The organism is Actinomadura decatromicini, from assembly GCF_008121305.1.
Taxonomy (GTDB): Bacteria; Actinomycetota; Actinomycetes; order Streptosporangiales; family Streptosporangiaceae; genus Spirillospora; species Spirillospora syzygii.
Map to the genome: position 1 here is coordinate 113,541 of NZ_VSRQ01000010.1, position 16,646 is coordinate 130,186.

At 71.5% G+C, this 16,646-nt stretch carries 19 protein-coding genes; 17 read left to right on the forward strand and 2 right to left on the reverse strand.

The window, feature by feature from the left end:
* Window positions 1-5: 5 nt before the first annotated feature.
* On the reverse strand, window positions 6-1,679 hold the full coding sequence (locus FXF68_RS36650) for a bifunctional metallophosphatase/5'-nucleotidase (RefSeq protein ID WP_148767430.1): 1,674 nt from the start codon (window positions 1,677-1,679) through the stop codon (window positions 6-8).
* Between the two features lie 109 nt (window positions 1,680-1,788).
* On the opposite strand from FXF68_RS36650, the gene mshD reads away from it, so the two are divergent.
* The 8 genes from mshD to FXF68_RS36690 all read left to right on the forward strand — a co-directional run bounded on the left by mshD (window position 1,789) and on the right by FXF68_RS36690 (window position 10,878).
* On the forward strand, window positions 1,789-2,661 hold the full coding sequence (mshD, locus tag FXF68_RS36655) for a mycothiol synthase (RefSeq protein WP_148767431.1): 873 nt from the start codon (window positions 1,789-1,791) through the stop codon (window positions 2,659-2,661).
* Between the two features lie 259 nt (window positions 2,662-2,920).
* Window positions 2,921-4,024 (forward strand): phosphate ABC transporter substrate-binding protein PstS, encoded by a 1,104-nt coding sequence (gene pstS, locus FXF68_RS36660; protein WP_148767432.1) that lies wholly within the window; start codon window positions 2,921-2,923, stop codon window positions 4,022-4,024.
* A 92-nt stretch (window positions 4,025-4,116) separates the two neighbouring features.
* Complete coding sequence (gene pstC / locus FXF68_RS36665; RefSeq protein WP_148767433.1) at window positions 4,117-5,109, forward strand: phosphate ABC transporter permease subunit PstC; 993 nt, start codon at window positions 4,117-4,119, stop codon at window positions 5,107-5,109.
* Window positions 5,106-6,011, forward strand: a complete 906-nt coding sequence (gene pstA / locus FXF68_RS36670; protein ID WP_148767434.1) for a phosphate ABC transporter permease PstA — start codon at window positions 5,106-5,108, stop codon at window positions 6,009-6,011. Before pstC ends, pstA begins: the two co-directional genes overlap by 4 nt.
* 26 nt (window positions 6,012-6,037) lie before the next feature.
* The gene (pstB, locus tag FXF68_RS36675) at window positions 6,038-6,814 is read left to right on the forward strand and encodes a phosphate ABC transporter ATP-binding protein PstB (RefSeq protein WP_067900093.1); all 777 of its coding nucleotides are present in this window, start codon (window positions 6,038-6,040) and stop codon (window positions 6,812-6,814) included.
* Window positions 6,815-6,908: 94 nt separating this feature from the next.
* Window positions 6,909-8,054, forward strand: a complete 1,146-nt coding sequence (locus FXF68_RS36680) for an EfeM/EfeO family lipoprotein (RefSeq protein WP_148767435.1) — start codon at window positions 6,909-6,911, stop codon at window positions 8,052-8,054.
* Complete coding sequence (locus FXF68_RS36685) at window positions 8,051-9,244, forward strand: Dyp-type peroxidase (protein ID WP_187438316.1); 1,194 nt, start codon at window positions 8,051-8,053, stop codon at window positions 9,242-9,244. Before FXF68_RS36680 ends, FXF68_RS36685 begins: the two co-directional genes overlap by 4 nt.
* A gap of 26 nt (window positions 9,245-9,270) precedes the next feature.
* Window positions 9,271-10,878, forward strand: coding sequence for a phospholipase C (locus FXF68_RS36690; RefSeq protein WP_148767437.1), 1,608 nt, complete (start codon window positions 9,271-9,273; stop codon window positions 10,876-10,878).
* 3 nt (window positions 10,879-10,881) lie between these two features.
* Here the strand turns inward: FXF68_RS36690 and FXF68_RS36695 are convergent, their stop codons facing one another.
* Window positions 10,882-11,595, reverse strand: coding sequence for a winged helix-turn-helix transcriptional regulator (locus tag FXF68_RS36695; RefSeq protein WP_148767438.1), 714 nt, complete (start codon window positions 11,593-11,595; stop codon window positions 10,882-10,884).
* A gap of 221 nt (window positions 11,596-11,816) precedes the next feature.
* Here FXF68_RS36695 and FXF68_RS36700 point away from each other — a divergent pair, with 221 nt between their 5' ends.
* From FXF68_RS36700 to FXF68_RS36735, 9 genes are all read left to right on the forward strand, one after another.
* Window positions 11,817-12,083 carry a MoaD/ThiS family protein gene (locus FXF68_RS36700; protein WP_148767439.1) on the forward strand — a complete coding sequence of 89 codons (267 nt, stop codon included), beginning with the start codon at window positions 11,817-11,819 and terminating at the stop codon, window positions 12,081-12,083.
* A 126-nt stretch (window positions 12,084-12,209) separates the two neighbouring features.
* Entirely contained in the window at window positions 12,210-12,920 is a 711-nt protein-coding gene (locus FXF68_RS36705) for an LmeA family phospholipid-binding protein (protein WP_148767589.1), read from the forward strand.
* A gap of 76 nt (window positions 12,921-12,996) precedes the next feature.
* Complete coding sequence (locus FXF68_RS36710; protein WP_148767440.1) at window positions 12,997-13,512, forward strand: sigma-70 family RNA polymerase sigma factor; 516 nt, start codon at window positions 12,997-12,999, stop codon at window positions 13,510-13,512.
* Window positions 13,509-14,204 (forward strand): anti-sigma factor family protein, encoded by a 696-nt coding sequence (locus FXF68_RS36715; protein WP_148767441.1) that lies wholly within the window; start codon window positions 13,509-13,511, stop codon window positions 14,202-14,204. The genes FXF68_RS36710 and FXF68_RS36715 overlap by 4 nt, the downstream gene beginning before the upstream one ends.
* A 162-nt stretch (window positions 14,205-14,366) precedes the next feature.
* A complete protein-coding gene (locus FXF68_RS36720) occupies window positions 14,367-14,711 on the forward strand; it encodes a TlpA family protein disulfide reductase (RefSeq protein WP_425458662.1) in 345 nt (114 codons plus the stop codon).
* A gap of 153 nt (window positions 14,712-14,864) precedes the next feature.
* A complete protein-coding gene (locus FXF68_RS44875; protein ID WP_372443026.1) occupies window positions 14,865-14,930 on the forward strand; it encodes a putative leader peptide in 66 nt (21 codons plus the stop codon).
* 78 nt (window positions 14,931-15,008) lie between these two features.
* On the forward strand, window positions 15,009-15,449 hold the full coding sequence (locus tag FXF68_RS36725; RefSeq protein WP_148767443.1) for a DUF4395 domain-containing protein: 441 nt from the start codon (window positions 15,009-15,011) through the stop codon (window positions 15,447-15,449).
* The gene (locus FXF68_RS36730) at window positions 15,446-16,285 is read left to right on the forward strand and encodes a sulfurtransferase (RefSeq protein WP_148767444.1); all 840 of its coding nucleotides are present in this window, start codon (window positions 15,446-15,448) and stop codon (window positions 16,283-16,285) included. The genes FXF68_RS36725 and FXF68_RS36730 overlap by 4 nt, the downstream gene beginning before the upstream one ends.
* 46 nt (window positions 16,286-16,331) lie before the next feature.
* Window positions 16,332-16,643 carry a DUF1416 domain-containing protein gene (locus tag FXF68_RS36735; protein ID WP_067900064.1) on the forward strand — a complete coding sequence of 104 codons (312 nt, stop codon included), beginning with the start codon at window positions 16,332-16,334 and terminating at the stop codon, window positions 16,641-16,643.
* Window positions 16,644-16,646: the final 3 nt, after the last annotated feature.

Consider the following 16,646-nt stretch of genomic DNA (forward strand, 5'->3'; position numbering starts at 1 on the left):
GTACGTCACCGGGCCGTGATCCGGTTCAACGCGGGCGCCGAGACGGTGCCCTGGGCCTGGAAGTAGGCGACGAGGGCGTCCAGGTCGACGGGGCCGAGGACCTGGTCCTTGCCCTCGGTGAAGACCGAGAAGCCGTCGCCGCCGCCGAGCAGGAAGTTGTTCGCCGCGACCTTGTAGACGGCGGCCGGGTCGAGCGGCGCCCCGTCCACCGTGATCGCGGAGACGCGGTCGCCGACCGGCCTCGCGCGGTCGATGGTGAAGCGCAGGTTCGCCGACGGCTGGAGGATCTTCTCGCCCGCCGCCGTCCACTGCTGTTCGAGCAGGGCGTCGAGCTGCGCGCCGGTCAGCGACGTCACGCCCATCACGTTGCTGAACGGCTGGACGGCGAACGCCTCGCCGTAGGTGACGACGCCGTCGCCCTCCGAGCCGCTCGCCTTGAACGTGAGGTCGGTGCGGACGCCGCCCGGGTTCATCAGCGCGACCTGGCCGCCGAGGTCCTTCGTCCCGGCGAGCTGGGCGTCGGCGATGACGTCGCCGAGCGCGGTCTCCCCGGCGGGGGACTGCGCGCGGGTCAGATCGGCGGTGATCTTGCCGATGGGCTTGTTCGCGATCGCCGCGACGCGGTCCTGCCAGGTCTTCACGAACGCCTGCGTCGCCGGGTCCGGCGGGACGTCCCGGGTGACGACGTGGTTGTCGCCCTGGAGGGACGACCGGACGACGTCCCCGGTGCGCCGGTCCACCTTGAGGTTCACCTCGGTGATCACCCGGCCGAAGGACGAGCCGGACGAGAACAGCCGGGGCCGCCCCGCCGGGTCCTGGACGGAGCAGATGTACTGCTGGTGGGTGTGCCCGGACAGCACGACGTCGATCTCCGGGTCGGCGTCCTTCGCGATGCGCGACCCGGCGCCGGGGACGATCCCGCACTCGTCCGGCCGCGACCCCGCCTTCACCTGGTCGCCCTCGTGGACGAGCAGCACGATCGCGCGGACGCCGCGCCGCTTCAGCTCGCGCGCGGAGCGGTTCGCGGCGGCGACCTCGTCGTCGAACGTCAGGCCCTTGATGCCCGCGGCGGTGACGATGGTCGGCGTGGTCTTGGTGACGACGCCGATGAAGCCGACGCGGACGCCGTTGACGCGGCGGATCGTCCACGGCTTCAGGATCGGGCGGTTCCTCTTCAGCACGTTCGCGGCGAGGTAGTCGTACTTCGCGCCGCGCCACTTCCCGTCCGGCGTGCAGCCGTCGACGGGGTGGCAGCCGCCGTTCTGGATGCGCAGCAGCTCCTTGTACCCCTCGTCGAACTCGTGGTTGCCGACCGCCGAGGCGGTGACGCCGATGTCGCCGAGGAACCGGACGGACGGCTCGTCGTGGTAGGCGGCCGAGATCAGCGGCGAGGCGCCGATCAGGTCGCCCTGCGCGACGGTGAGGGTGTCGCGGTTCTGGAGCCGCTTGATGTGGGCCGCGACGTAGGCGGCGCCGCCCGCGTCGACGGTGTTGCCGTTCTCGTCCACGGCCCGTCCGGAGCTCCCGGTCGGCGGTTCGAGGTTGCCGTGGAAGTCGTTTAAGGCGAGAAGGCGTACTGACGCGGTGGGGGCCGGGCGAGCGGCGGCGGGCTGCGCGGTGAGGCCCGCGACCGTCAGCGCCGCCGTGGCGCAGGCCAGGATGGTGCGTCGTCGAGTCATGCTGCGGACGGTAAGTGCGTCCGGCATACGGTTCCCGGCGGCGCGATGACGTTTTCATGACGACTTGATCAGGGGCTATGCGGCCGCGCGGGCGCATAGGGTGGCGATCATGAGCGAGTCGCGTGCGGTGGGTGACGGAGAGGTCGGCGACGTGCTGGCCCTGGTCGAGGCGGCGGAGGCCGCCGACGCGGTGGGCCCGCTGTCCGAGCACGCGCTCCTCGCCCTGCGCGGCGGCCGCGCCGGGACGGTCGTCGCCGACGGCCCGACCATCGTCGCGTACGCGCATCTCGACCCGGCGACCGACGAGGAGCCCGCGGCGGGGGAGCTGGTCGTCCATCCCGAGCACCGGCGGCGGGGGCACGGGCGGGCGCTGCTGCGCGCGCTGCGGGAGCGGGCGGACGGTCCGCTCCGCGTCTGGGCGCACGGCGACCTGCCGTCCGCCGCCGCGCTCGCGAAGGCCGAGGGGATGTCCCGCGACCGCGCGCTGCTCCAGCTGCGGCGCCCGGCGTCCGGTCCGCTGCCGGAGCCGGACCTCGCCGAGGGCGTCGCGGTCCGCCCGTTCGAGCCGGGCAAGGACGAGCGCGCCTGGCTGGACGTGAACGCCCGCGCCTTCGCCGGCCACCCCGAGCAGGGCTCCTGGACGATCGAGGACGTCCGCGACCGCGAGGCCGAGGACTGGTTCGACCCGGCCGGGTTCTTCCTCGCCGAGCGCGGCGGCCGCCTCGTCGGCTTCCACTGGACGAAGGTCCACCCCGGCGGCGTGGGCGAGGTCTACGTCGTCGGCGTCGACCCCGACGCGCAGGGGCTCGGCCTCGGCCGCGCCCTCACCCTGACGGGCCTGCGGCACCTCCGCGACGCGGGCGTCGGGCAGATCATGCTCTACGTCGACGAGTCGAACGCCGCGGCCGTCCGCCTGTACGAAAAACTGGGCTTCACCAGGCACGCTGTGGACGTCATGTACGCCACGGAGACCACCGCCTGACCCGGACCGTTCTAAACCTCCTTGACCCGACCCGGGTGGGCTTTTTGGCTTTGTGAGCTGCGGTGTTAACCCAGCGGCCACTGCAAATCGGGACATTCTTCGCAACCAGGCTCTACCCCGTTCATCTGTCGTTCACCGGGATCAGGGCGGCTGGTCACCTCGCCTGCCTAGCGTCGCACTCGACGGCGACCCCGGCGCCTGGCGGAGCGGACCAGGACCGGCCAGGGGCTTCGCCCAACCAAACCAAGGAGACCCTCCGGTGAAGAACGGTTCCCGACTCGCCGCCCTCGGCGGCGTGGTCGTCGCGGGGGCGCTGGCCCTCACCGCATGCGGGAGCGACAACAACACGACGGCCAGTTCGAGCAGCGCCCCCAAGGGCGACATCGACTGCGCCAAGGCCAGCGTCAACGCGGCCGGGTCGAGCGCCCAGAAGAACGCGGTCGAGGAGTGGACGAAGCTCTACGCGAGCAAGTGCGCGGGCGCCAACCTCAACTACAACCCGAACGGCTCGGGCGCGGGCATCCAGGCGTTCACGAGCGGCCAGGTGGCGTTCGCCGGGTCGGACTCGGCGCTGAAGCCCGAGGAGGCGACCGCCGCGCAGAAGCGCTGCCAGGGGGGCAACGCGCTGAACCTGCCGATGGTCGTCGGCCCGATCGCCGTCGTCTACAACCTGAAGGGCACCGACGGCCTCAAGGTGTCGTCCGAGACACTCGCGAGCATCTTCTCGGGCAAGATCAAGAAGTGGAACGATCCGGCCATCGCGAAGGAGAACGAGGGCGCCAAGCTCCCCTCCTCGGACATCAAGCCGATCTACCGCTCGGACGAGTCCGGCACGACGGACAACTTCACGAACTACCTGCACACCACCGCGCCGAAGATCTGGACGTGGGAGAAGGCCAAGAAGTGGCCGAACTCCACCGGTGAGGGCGCCCCCAAGTCGGACGGCGTGAGCAGCCAGGTGAAGAGCACCGACGGCTCCATCTCCTACGTGGAGCTGTCGTTCGCGAAGAACAACGGCCTCCAGACCGCGCAGGTCAAGAACGGCGCCGGCGAGTACGCCGAGCTGTCGCCGGACAGCGCGTCCAAGGCCATCGCGGGGGCGCAGGTCACCGGTACCGGCAACGACGTCGCGCTGAAGATCGACTACTCCACCAAGGAGCCGGGCGCGTACCCGATCGTCCTCGTGACGTACGAGATCGCGTGTGAGAAGGGGCTGCCCGCGGAGCAGTCGAAGTTCGTGAAGTCCTTCCTCACCTACACGTCCAGCGCGGACGGCCAGAAGATCCTCACCAACCTCGGCTACGCACCGCTCCCGCAGAGCGTGCTGACCAAGGTCCAGACGTCCGTGAAGGCGCTGTCCTGACCGCGGACGACGACACCCGCAGCCCCGCCGCCGGCGACCCCGGCGGCGGGGCAGGCGTGGGTTCGGGCGACGTGACCGAAGGAGGACCCCCCATGACCAGCGAGACCGGCGTCGAGGCGGGCGCGGAGGCGCGGGTCGGCGCGCGGCACCGCGCCACCGGCGCGCGGATGAGCACCGGACGGGCCGGCGACCGGATCTTCGCGGGGGCGGCCCGCGGCTCGGGCATCACGGTGCTCGCGATCGTCGCCGCGATCGGCGCCTTCCTCGTCTGGAAGGCCATCCCCGCCCTCCAGGACAACCAGGCGAACTTCCTGACCGCCGAGGAGTGGAACCCGAACGCGGCGCCGCCGCGGTTCGGGATCGCCCAGCTCGCGTTCGGGACGGTGATGTCCTCCCTGCTGGCGATGCTGATCGCGACCCCGGTGGCGATCGGGATCGCGCTCTTCATCTCGTTCTACTCGCCGCGCCGGCTGGCGACCGGGCTCGGCTACGTCGTCGACCTGCTCGCCGCCGTCCCGAGCATCGTGTACGGGTTGTGGGGCCTCGCCTTCCTGTCCAAGCACATGGAGGGCATCAGCGACTTCCTGAACGGCACGCTCGGCTGGATCCCGCTGTTCGGCGGCGACAGCCCCGGCAAAAACTCGATCTTCACCGCCGCGGTGGTGCTGGCGATCATGATCCTGCCGATCATCTCGTCGATCTCGCGGGAGGTGTTCCTCCAGGTCCCGCAGTCGCACGTGGAGGCGTCGCTGGCGCTCGGCGCGACCCGCTGGGAGATGATCCGGATGTCGGTGCTGCCGTACGGGCGGTCCGGCATGATCGGCGCCTCGATGCTCGGCCTCGGCCGCGCGATGGGCGAGACGATCGCCGTCGCGATGGTGCTGACCTTCGTGCCCGGGATCAACTGGCACATCCTGGAGAACGGCGGCAGCACGTTCGCGGCGAACATCGCGAACAGCTTCGACGAGGCGTCCACCACCGGGCGCGGCGCGCTGATCGCCTCCGGTCTCGTCCTCTTCGTCATCACCCTCGTCGTGAACATGGCCGCCCGCGCGGTCGTCGCGCGCCGGAAGGAGTTCGCGTGACCACGGTCTCCACCCGCAAGGACCGTCCGGGGGCCTCGCTCTCCTCGATCTCCGCCGGGCGGCGGATCAAGGACCGGACCGTCCAGGCCCTCGTCTACCTCGCGTTCGGGCTGGCGCTCGTCCCGCTGCTGTCGGTGCTGTGGACCGTCGTCGTGAACGGCGCGAAGCGGTTCGACCTGACGTTCTTCCAGTACTCGATGAACGCCGTCAGCGGCAACGACTCGGGCGGCGGCGCCTACCACGCCATCATCGGGACGCTCGAACAGGTTCTGATCACGAGCCTGATCGCCGTCCCGATCGCCGTGCTCACCGCGATCTACCTGGTGGAGTACGCCGGGAACGGGCGGCTCGGCAAGGTGGTCAGCTTCACCGTGGACGTCATGACCGGCATCCCGTCCATCGTCGCGGGCCTGTTCGTGCTCGCGCTGTGGCTGCTGACGTTCGGGTTCGACTTCTCCGGCTTCGCCGGGGCGCTCGCGCTCACCATCCTGATGATCCCCACCGTCGTGCGGGCCAGCGAGGAGATGCTGAAGCTCGTCCCGAACGAGCTGCGCGAGGCGTCCTACGCGCTCGGCGTGCCGCGCTGGCGGACGGTCCTGTTCGTGGTGCTGCCCACCGCGCTCACCGGCATGATCACCGGGATCATGCTGGCGGTGGCCCGGGTGATGGGCGAGACGGCCCCGCTGCTGCTCACGATCTTCTTCACCAAGGCGATCAACGAGAACGCCTTCAGCGGGCCGCAGGGCTCGCTGCCCACCTTCATCTGGGAGCAGGCGAAGGACCCGAACCAGAACTCGATCGACCGCGCCTGGACGGGCGCGCTCGTGCTGATTCTGATCATCATGCTGCTCAACCTCGTCGCCCGCTTCGTGGCGGGACGGCGCAGGCCCGCGGGCCGCTGACATCCGGACAAAGGAGCAACCACCCCATGGCCAAGCGGATCGAAGTGTCCGGGCTGCACGCCTACTACGGTGCCGTCCACGCCATCGAGGACATCTCGATGACGGTCGAGCCGCGCTCGGTGACGGCGTTCATCGGGCCGTCGGGCTGCGGCAAGTCCACGTTCCTGCGCACGCTCAACCGGATGCACGAGGTCATCCCGGGCGCCCGCGTCCAGGGCAAGGTCATGCTCGACGACGAGGACCTGTACGAGTCGTCCGTCGACCCGGTCGCGGTGCGCCGCGTCGTCGGCATGGTGTTCCAGCGGCCGAACCCGTTCCCCACCATGTCGATCTACGACAACGTGGCGGCCGGGCTGAAGCTGAACGGGGTGCGCCGCAAGGCCCGGCTGGACGAGATCGTCGAGGAGTCGCTGCGCGGCGCCAACCTGTGGAACGAGGTCAAGGACCGGCTGAGCCGGCCCGGCGCGGGGCTGTCCGGCGGGCAGCAGCAGCGGCTCTGCATCGCCCGCGCGATCGCCGTCCAGCCGCAGGTCCTGCTGATGGACGAGCCGTGCTCCGCCCTCGACCCGATCTCCACCCTCGCCATCGAGGACCTGATCGAGAAGCTGAAGGCGCAGTACACGATCGTCATCGTCACCCACAACATGCAGCAGGCGGCCCGGGTCAGCGACCGCACGGCGTTCTTCAACATCGCCGGGACGGGCAAGCCGGGCAAGCTCATCGAGATCGACGACACCAGCAAGATCTTCACGAACCCGGAGCAGAAGGCCACCGAGGACTACATCACCGGCCGCTTCGGCTGAGCGGTCGGGCCCTGGCGCCCGGGGCTCCGGGGACTTCTTCGCGCGGACGCGCGGCTTCGGTGTGTTCGCGGACGTGACGTGGTAGCACGGTCGTATGGACCGTGTGTACCGGGTCCTCCTGCCCGCGATCGCAGGCGCCGCCTGCGCGCTCGCGGCCTGCTCGGGCGACGCGGGCGGCGGGCTCGCCGTCCAGGCCGGGCGGGCGCGCTGCGGCGACGGCTGGCGGCCGGCGAGCGCGGGCACGCGGACGCTGCTCGTCCACAACGGCGACTCCGCCTCGGTCGACGTCACCGTCGTCGACCCGTCGAGCGGGACGGTCTTCGCCGAGCTGGAGGGCGTCGGGCCGGGGACGACGCGGCCGCTGCGCGTCGGGCTCGGCGCGGGCACGTACGCGATCGGGTGCCGTCCGGCGGGCGGCGCGGCCGTCACCGGGCCGCGCGTCCGGGTGTCCGGGCCGGGCGGGGGAGCGCGGGGCGTCCGGCCGCTGACGGCGAACGACCTGGATCCGGCGGTGCGCGCGTACCGGGGCCGGGTCGTCGCGGGGCTCGGCGCGCTGGTGCGGCGCACGGACGCGCTGCGGGACGCCGTCCGGTCCGGTGACCTGGACGCGGCGCGCGGCGCCTGGCTCCCCGCCCATCTCGCCTACGCGCGGCTCGGCGCGGCGTACGGGGCGTTCGGCGACCGCGGGGACGCGATCGACGGGCGTCCGGCGGGGCTGCCGGACGGCGTCCGCGACCCGGGTTTCCGAGGTTTCCACCGGGTGGAGCGGGGGCTGTGGCACGGCGCGTCCGCTGCTTCGCTGCGCGGGCCCGCCGACCGGCTGGCCGCCGACGTCCGGGCGCTGCGGGACGGCTTCCCGCGCGCGGAGCTCGACCCCGGCGACCTGGGGCTGCGGGCGCACGAGATCCTTGAGGACGCGCTCCGCTTCGAGCTGACCGGCGCGACCGACCAGGGCAGCGGCACGACCCTCGCGACGGTTGCCGCGAACGTCGACGGGACGCGGACGGCGCTCGCCCCGCTGCGTCCGCTGCTGGCCGACCGGCTGCCGGAACTGCCGGAGATCGACGCCGGGCTCGACCGCGCGTCCCGGCTCCTCCGGGCTCAGCACCGGCACGGGCGGTGGACGCCGCTCGACCGGCTCGGCGCGGTCGAGCGCGAACGCATCAACGGCGCGATCGGCGAACTCGTGGAACGCCTGGCCTCGGTCGCGACCGTGGCGGCCGTGCGGAGGACCCCGTGACCGCCGCCGCGGGGCCGGGACGGCGGACGTTCCTGCGCGGCGCCCTCGCCGCCGGTGTCGCGGGCACGTCCGGCCGCGCCGCCCCCGCGCCCGCGTCCCGGTTCCACGGCGTCCACCAGGCCGGGATCCTGGACGGCCCGCGCCCCCGCGCCATGCTCGCCGCGTTCGACGTGATCGCCGCGACGCGGGCCGAGCTGACCGACCTGTTCCGCGCCGTGACGGTCCGGGCCAGGGCGCTGACCGGCGGCGGCGCGCCGCCCGAGGTCGGCGTCGCGGGCCCGCCGCCCGACTCCGGCGTCCTCGGCCCGGACGTCCCGGCGGGCGGCCTCACCGTCACCGCCGCCGTCGGAGCGTCGCTGTTCGACGACCGGTTCGGGCTGGCGTCCCTGCGTCCGGCCCGGTTGACGCCGATGCGGACGTTCCCGAACGACGACCTCGACCCGTCCTGGTGCCACGGCGACCTGCTGCTCGCGTTCGCGGCGCCCGACGAGGACACCGTCCTGCACGCGCTGCGCGACGTCTGCCGCCACACGCGCGGCGCGATGCAGGTCAGGTGGCGGATCGGCGGGTTCACGAGCAGGCCGCGGCCGTCCGGGGCGTCCCGGAACCTGATGGGCTTCAAGGACGGCGTCGCGAACCCCGACGTCACCCGCGCCGCCGTCCGCGACCGGCTCGTCTGGGCCGCCCGGGACGGCTCCGAGCCGGCCTGGACGGCGGGCGGGACGTACCAGGTCGTCCGGCTGATCCGGATGCTCGTCGAGTTCTGGGACCGGATCGCCCTGACCGAGCAGGAGCGGATCTTCGGCCGGGCCCGGGACACCGGCGCGCCCCTCGACGGCACCCACGAGAAGGACGTCCCGCGCTATTCGGCCGATCCGGTCGGCGAGGTCATTCCGCTCACCAGCCATATCCGGCTAGCGAATCCCCGCGTGCCGGAGACCGAGGACAGCCGCGTCCTGCGCCGCGCCTGGAACTACGACCGAGGCACGGACGGCGCCGGGAACCTCGACATGGGGCTCGTCTTCACCTGTTTCCAGCAGGATCCGAAGCGCCAGTTCGAGGCCGTCCAGGAACGGCTCAAGGACGAGCCGCTCACCGACTACATCTCCCCGTTCGGCGGCGGCTGTTTCTTCGCACTTCCCGGCGTCGTGAACGCCTCCGACCATCTGGGCCGCGCGATGCTGGCCTGAGCCCGCCGAGGAGAGGAGGAAGGGAAATGCGCCGCAGGGCCACGGGATGGACGGCGTTCGCGGTGGCCGCCGGAATGGTGGCCGTTCTGGGCGCCGCCTGCGACTCCGCCGGAGACGGGAACGAGGCGAGCGCGACGCCGCCGCTCGGAGGCCGGACCGGCGCGACGAGCACGCCCATCAAGCACGTCGTCGTCATCTACGGCGAGAACGTCTCGTTCGACCATTACTTCGGGACGTATCCCCGGGCGGCGAACACCGACGGCGTCCCCTTCCACGCGGCCAAGGGAACCGCCAAGGTCAACGGCCTCACCAAGAAGCTCCTGACCAAGAACCCCAACCGGTACAACCCGAAGCGGCTGCGCCGATCCCAGGCCCTGACCTGCGACCAGGACCACGGCTACGCCGCCGAGCAGAAGGCCGTGAACGGCGGACGCATGAACAAGTTCGTCGAATTCACCGAGCACGGGAAATGCACCGGCCAGCCCATCCTGTTCGGCGAGCCGGGCCTGGTCATGGACTACTTCGACGGCAACACCGTCACCGCCATGTGGAACTACGCCCAGCGCTACGCGATGAGCGACAACTCCTGGGACTCGGTCTTCGGGCCCTCCACGCCGGGGGCCCTGAACCTCATCTCGGGGCAGACGCACGGCGGTTACGCGGCCGACCCGAAATCGCACAAGAAGGTCGATGACCCGTCCGTGGTGGCGTCCCCGAACGCGAAGGGGATCGGCACGGTCATCTCCGACCCGGACCCGGCGTTCGACGACTGCTCGAACCGCGACCACACGTCCGACAACAATCTCGCCGTCATGACCGGACGCAACATCGGCGACCTCCTCAACGCCAAGAACGTCACCTGGGGCTGGTTCCAGGGCGGTTTCCGCCCGACCGGGACGAAGAACGGGTACAAGGCGTGCGGGTCGTCCCACGCCAATATCGGCAAGAACCTCGTCATCGACTACAGCCCGCATCACGAGCCGTTCCAGTACTACAGGTCGACGGCGAACGAGAGGCATCTGCCGCCGTCCTCGACCGCCGCGATCGGCCACGCCGACCAGGCCAACCACCAATACGACCTGGCCGATTTCGACGCCGCGCTCGCCGCGCATCACCTGCCCGCCGTGAGCTTCCTCAAGGCCGCGCAATACCAGGACGGGCACGCGGGCTATTCCGACCCGCTTGACGAGCAGACGTTCGTCGCGTCCACCGTCAACAAGATCCAGCGGTCGCCTGAATGGGCGTCGACCGCGATCATCCTCGCCTACGACGACTCGGACGGCTGGTACGACCACGCCGCCCCGCGCGTCACGAACGGCTCGAACGACCCCGCGCAGGACCAGCCCGCCTGCCGGAAGGTCCCCGCCATCGCGGGGCGGCAGGACCGCTGCGGGCCGAGCCAGCGCCTCCCGATGCTCGTGATCTCCCCGTACGCGCGGCCGGGGCACGTCGACCACCGCCCGCTCGAACAGGCGTCCGTGCTGCGGTTCATCGAGGACAACTGGGCGACCGGCCGGATCGGCGGCGGCTCCTTCGACGCCCGCGCGGGCGCGCTGACCGGCATGTTCGACTTCGCCCGACCGCGCGCCGGACGGGTGATCCTCGACCCGGCCACCGGGAAGGTCGCGCGGTGACGGTCAGGTCCGCGCGGGGGCCTTCTCCTCGGCGTCGCCCGGACGGTGGTCGGGCACGAACCGGTACCCCACGTTCCGCACCGTGCCGATCAGCGACTCGTACTCGGCGCCGAGCTTCGCGCGCAGCCGCCGCACGTGGACGTCCACGGTCCGGGTGCCGCCGAAGTAGTCGTAGCCCCAGACCTCCTGGAGGAGCTGCGCCCGGGTGAAGACGCGGCCCGGGTGCTGCGCGAGGTACTTCAGCAGCTCGAACTCCTTGAACGTCAGGTCGAGGACGCGGCCGCGCAGCCGCGCCGTGTAGGTCGCCTCGTCGATCGTGAGGTCGCCGCTGCGGATCTCGCCGGGCACGTCGTCGTCCTCGTCGGCGGCGGCGCGCCCGGCGGCGAGCCGCAGCCGGGCCTCGACCTCGGCGGGGCCCGCCGTCTGGAGCAGGACGTCGTCCAGGCCCCATTCCGGGCTGAGCGCGGCGAGGCCGCCCTCGGTCACGATGGCGACGAGCGGGCAGTCGAGCCCGGTGGTGCGCAGCAGCCGGCACAGGCTCTTGGCCTGGACGAGGTCGCGGCGGGCGTCCACGAGCACGACCTCGCCGGGCGGCGTGTCGATGAGGGCGGACGCCTCCGCGGGCGCGACGCGCACCGAGTGCAGCAGGAGTCCCAGCGCGGGGAGGACCTCGTCGGAGGGCTCCAGCGCGTTGGTCAGCAGGAGCAAGCTGCTCAAATGCCGCCTCCGTCCAAAAAAGACGTAGGACCCAGGCGGCTCACCCTTCAGCCCCCGGCCACGGTCGGCGACTCAAGGACGAGGTGACCATGAAGGGTCTGTCGGATGAACTCCATGGCCTCGTCGCCCGGATCCCTCACCCCTGAGCATAACCGAGCCGTCTCTCCCGGCGCGGGGCGACCACCTGCGGACGTCCGTTTCCCAGGGTGGAGACTTGGGACATGGGCAAAGGAACCATGCGCTACTGGGCGGCGGCCAAGGCCGCGGCGGGGACGCACGAGGAGCCGTACGACGCCGCCACGCTGGCCGACGCGGTCGCCGCCGCGCTCGCCGCGCGGGCGGGACGGGACGGCGGCGAGTTCGAGCGCGTCGTCCGGCGCAGCTCGTTCCTCGTGGACGGCGACCCGGTCGGGAGCCGTCCGCACGCCTCGGTGGCCCTGCCGGACGGCGGCGTCGTCGAGGTGCTCCCGCCCTTCGCGGGCGGCTGATCCCGCTCCGGTTCGGCGTTACCGGAGTGATTTTCCTGGTAGTTAGGTCATTCTCCGGTCTGACTCGTTCGCCATGGTTCGCCCACTATCGTGTGGCGACGCGGACGCCGGAGCCGAAGGAGAATGATGCGGAAAGTACTGCTCGTCCTGCTGATCCTCGTCGCCGTGGGTCTGGTCGTCGCCGACCGGCTCGGCGTCCGGATCGCGGAGGACAAGATCGGTGAGCAGGTCGCCGCGCAGTACGACCTGCAGCAGCAGCCGGACGTCACCATCCACGGCATCCCGTTCCTCACGCAGGCGGTCGGCGGTGACTACGACCACATCGAGGTCGAGATCGGTGACTGGACGGAGCGCGGCGTCACCGTCAGCGGCGTCAAGGTCGACATGCGCGGCGTGAACGCGCCCATCTCGGAGGTCACGAAGGGCGGCGCCGCGAACGTCACGGCGAAGACCGCGACCGCGTCCGCCGTCGTCCCCTACGCCGTGATCAAGAAGGAGGCGCCGCGGGAGGTGAAGGGGATCAGGCCGAAGGGCGACAACCTGGAGGTCGACCTGCAGACCGTCTTCCTCGGCCGCCCGTTCACCGGCACGGCCGTCGTCCAGGTCAAGCCGACCGCGCGCGGCATCGCCGTGTCGCCCCTGTCGGTGGGCTCGCCGGGCGGTCCGCAGATGCCGCTCGCGCTGGTCAGGCAGCAGCTCACCTGGATCGTCCCGGTCGCGAGCCTGCCGCTCGGCTCGCGGATCAGCGAGATCCAGCCGACCCCGGACGGGCTGCGCGTCGCCGCGACCGCCGAGAACGTCCACCTGAACGACCTGCGCCAGCAGACCAAGCAGTGACGGCAGCCGAGGTGACGGGCCGCCGAAATGATCCGGCGGGTGTGAACCGGTTCGGGAAGGCGTACGTGTCCTAGTTGTGGGTCCCACCGCGGATGAGGGTTTGCTGCGCGCCCTGTACAGCGAGCACGGCGGTCCCCTCCTCGGTTACGTCCTGCGGCTGACCGGCGGGGACCGCCCACAGGCCGAGGACGTCGTCCAAGAGACGCTGGTGCGCGCCTGGAAGCACCCGGAGGCGCTGGCGGGACGGCCCGTCCGGCCGTGGCTGTTCACGGTCGCCCGCAACCTGGTCGTCGACGCGCACCGCGCGAAACGGGCCCGCCCGCCGGAGACGGGCATCGACGAGCACGTCATGATGACGGCGTCGGGCTCGGACGACATCGACCGCGCCCTGGAGTCCTGGACGGTCGCGGAGGCGCTCGCCGGGCTCAGCCCGCCGCACCGCGCGGTCCTCGTGGAGACCTTCTACAAGGGCCGGTCGGTCGCGGAGGCGGCGAAGACGCTGGGCGTCCCGCCCGGCACGGTGAAGTCCCGCACCTACTACGCGCTGCGGGCCCTCAAACTCGCATTGGAGGAGCGGGGGTTGGCGCCATGAACGGCTGCACGGACGCGCGCACCTCGCTCGGGGGCTACGTGCTCGGCGCGCTCGACCCCGCCGAGCGGACCGACCTGGAGGCCCACCTGGCGGGCTGCCCGGCCTGCCGGGACGAGCTCGCCGGGCTCGCGGGCCTGCCCGCGATGCTCGGCCGGGTCGACGAGGCCCAGCTCGCCGAACTCGCCGGACCGCCGCCCGAGCTGCTGGACGGCCTGCTCGCCCGGGCGGCCGACCGGAGGAGGGGATGGCTCGGACGGCGGCCCGGCGCCCACTGGGCCCCGCTCGCTGTCGCGGCGTGCCTGCTGCTGGTGGTCGGGGCCATGTTCGGCGGTCTCGTGCACCCGTCCGGGTCGGACGAGACGGCGGACCCGCCCATCCGGCCGCCGTTCGTGGGCGCCGAGCGGATCACCGCCGCGAACCCCGCGAGCGACGTCAAGGGCTACGTCCTGCTCAAGAAGAGGCAGTGGGGGACGGAGGTCGAGCTGCACCTCGCGGGCGTCCCGAAGGGGTCGCACTGCAAGCTGCTCGTGATCGCGCGGGACGGCCGCCGGGACGCGCTGGGGAGCTGGTACGTCCCCTACGACGAGGGCTACGGCGAGTACCGCGGCTCCACGATGTTCCCGCGCGGGCAGCTCTACTCGTTCGAGATCGTCGGCCTGGACGGCCGGCCCCTGCTCTCCATCCCCGCCTGACGTCCGTGGCCCGGGCATGTCCGAAAAAGAAACGGAAGCGGATGCGGAAGAAGCCGCGCCCCGCGACGGTTGTCGATTGCGATGACAGGTCTATGGATCGCGGTGGCCGTGCTCGCCGCCGCCACGGTGTTCGGGCTGCTGCGGCGGCGCCGTGACGGCGTGCTGCGCGCGCGGCGGGGGAGCGGGGACGCGGTGGCCGACACCCTCGGGCCGGACGAGCTCGGCGCCGAACTCGGCGAGAAGGCGACCCTCCTCCAGTTCTCCAGCGCGTTCTGCGCGCCGTGCCGCGCGACCCGCCGCGTCCTCGGCGAGGTCGCCGAGATGGTGGACGGCGTCGTCCACGTCGAGCTGGACGCCGAATCCCACCTCGACCTCGTGCGCAGGCTGAACGTGATCCGGACGCCGACGGTGCTCGTCCTGGACGGCGCCGGACGGGTCGTCCGCCGCGCCGCCGGGGCCCCGCGCAAGCCCGAGGTGCTCGCCGCCCTGGGCGAGGCGATCCCGTGAGCCGTCCCGCCGGCCGGCCCGTGACCCATCCCGAGAGCCACACTTCGTTGACCTGGGTTAAGGTCACTGTAACTGTCTCGCAAGCCGAGACGGATGTGACAGCTTGTGGATTGTCGGCTTAACATCGTGGTCGTGCGTTACTGGACAGAGCAGATGCTCACGAAGCGTCGCGCGGTCGACTTCTGCCGCGTGTCCGCCTCGCTCTGTCGCATGGCCTGAGGCATCGAGCCCTACCGCCCCCGAGCACTACCGACTTTCCCGCTCGTACGCACGTTTCCTCCGCCATGGAGCACCCCGATGCAGGTTGACCCACGTGGGCCGCGCTTCGCGGCACTCGTCACCACGGTCGTCCTCGTCGCGGTCCTGGTGACCGGAAGCTGGGCACTGCTCGCCGCTCAGGCCGTCGTGTTCGCGCTCGCGACCTTCCTCGGCCTCCGGTACGCCCCGTACGGGCTGGTGTTCAAAGTGCTGGTCCGACCCCGGCTCGCGCCGCCGGGCGAACTGGAGGACGCGGCCCCGCCCCGCTTCGCGCAGGGCGTCGGCCTCGTGTTCGCCCTCGTCGGGACGGCCGGTTACGCCACGGGGACCACCTGGCTCGGCATCGGTGCCACCGCCCTCGCCCTGGCGGCGGCGTTCCTGAACGCGGTGTTCGGGTTCTGCCTCGGGTGCGAGATGTATCTGCTCATCCGTCGTTTCACCGCGAAGAAAGATCGCTCCGAGAGGAAGGTTCCCGCATGAGCCGCTCCGACGTCCTGGTGGACACCGACTGGGTGGAGTCCCACCTGGACGACCCCGGTCTGGTTCTCGTCGAGGTCGACGAGGACGTCTCCGCCTACGACAAGGGCCACATCCGTGGCGCCGTGAAGATCGACTGGAAGACCGAGCTGCAGGACCCGGTCCGCCGCGACTTCGTCGACAAGACCGGTTTCGAGCAGCTGCTGTCGAGCAAGGGCATCGCCAACGACGACCTGGTGATCCTCTACGGCGGCAACAACAACTGGTTCGCCGCGTACGCCTACTGGTACTTCAAGCTGTACGGGCACGACAAGGTGAAGCTGCTCGACGGCGGCCGCAAGAAGTGGGAGCTCGACTCGCGCGAGCTCGTCACGGACGTCCCGTCCCGGCCGGCGACCCAGTACACCGCCAAGGACCAGGACCTCTCGATCCGCGCGTTCCGCGACGAGGTCGTCGACGCGATCGGCACGAAGAACCTGATCGACGTCCGCTCGCCGGACGAGTTCAGCGGCAAGCTGCTCGCCCCGGCGCACCTGCCGCAGGAGCAGTCGCAGCGGGCCGGGCACGTCCCGACCGCGCGCAGCATCCCGTGGTCGAAGGCGGCCAACGACGACGGCACGTTCCGCTCCGACGACGAGCTCCGCGAGCTCTACAGCGAGGCGGGCGTCGACCTGAACAAGCCGACCATCGCCTACTGCCGGATCGGCGAGCGCTCCTCGCACACCTGGTTCGCGCTCCGCGAGCTGCTCGGCCTCCAGGACGTCAAGAACTACGACGGCTCCTGGACCGAGTACGGCTCGCTCGTCGGCGTCCCGATCGAGCTGGGCGCCCCCAAGTAAGACCGATTCACCGCCACGCCAAGATGTGCTCCGAGATGGAGGAGAAATGACCACCCAGGGATGCGCAGCGCCCGAACAGACGGCGCACTTGCCGGCGACCGTCGACCTCACCAACGAAGCCGTGATCCAGGGCACCGTCACCCGTGACGGCGCGCCCGTGTCGAGCGCCTACGCCCGCCTGCTCGACTCGACGGGCGAGTTCACCGCCGAGGTCGTCACCGGCGAGGAGGGCGTGTTCCGGTTCTTCGCCGCCGACGGCGACTGGACGGTCCGCGTCCTCGCGGCGGGCGGCGTCAGCGTCGACAACGCCGTCACGGCCAAGACCGGCGAGGTCGCCGGCCTCCAGGTCGCGATCTGACGC

Bases quoted from the DNA above. Each gene is read 5' to 3' on its own strand.
- FXF68_RS36715 (WP_148767441.1), top strand. From the start codon at position 13,509: ATGAACGGCTGCACGGACGCGCGCACCTCGCTCGGGGGCTACGTGCTC.
- FXF68_RS36730 (WP_148767444.1), top strand. From the start codon at position 15,446: ATGAGCCGCTCCGACGTCCTGGTGGACACCGACTGGGTGGAGTCCCAC.
- FXF68_RS36735 (WP_067900064.1), top strand. From the start codon at position 16,332: ATGACCACCCAGGGATGCGCAGCGCCCGAACAGACGGCGCACTTGCCG.
- FXF68_RS36705 (WP_148767589.1), top strand. From the start codon at position 12,210: ATGCGGAAAGTACTGCTCGTCCTGCTGATCCTCGTCGCCGTGGGTCTG.
- mshD (WP_148767431.1), top strand. From the start codon at position 1,789: ATGAGCGAGTCGCGTGCGGTGGGTGACGGAGAGGTCGGCGACGTGCTG.
- FXF68_RS36650 (WP_148767430.1), bottom strand. From the start codon at position 1,679: ATGACTCGACGACGCACCATCCTGGCCTGCGCCACGGCGGCGCTGACG.
- FXF68_RS36690 (WP_148767437.1), top strand. From the start codon at position 9,271: ATGCGCCGCAGGGCCACGGGATGGACGGCGTTCGCGGTGGCCGCCGGA.
- FXF68_RS36725 (WP_148767443.1), top strand. From the start codon at position 15,009: ATGCAGGTTGACCCACGTGGGCCGCGCTTCGCGGCACTCGTCACCACG.
- pstC (WP_148767433.1), top strand. From the start codon at position 4,117: ATGACCAGCGAGACCGGCGTCGAGGCGGGCGCGGAGGCGCGGGTCGGC.
- FXF68_RS36700 (WP_148767439.1), top strand. From the start codon at position 11,817: ATGGGCAAAGGAACCATGCGCTACTGGGCGGCGGCCAAGGCCGCGGCG.
- FXF68_RS36680 (WP_148767435.1), top strand. From the start codon at position 6,909: ATGGACCGTGTGTACCGGGTCCTCCTGCCCGCGATCGCAGGCGCCGCC.
- pstB (WP_067900093.1), top strand. From the start codon at position 6,038: ATGGCCAAGCGGATCGAAGTGTCCGGGCTGCACGCCTACTACGGTGCC.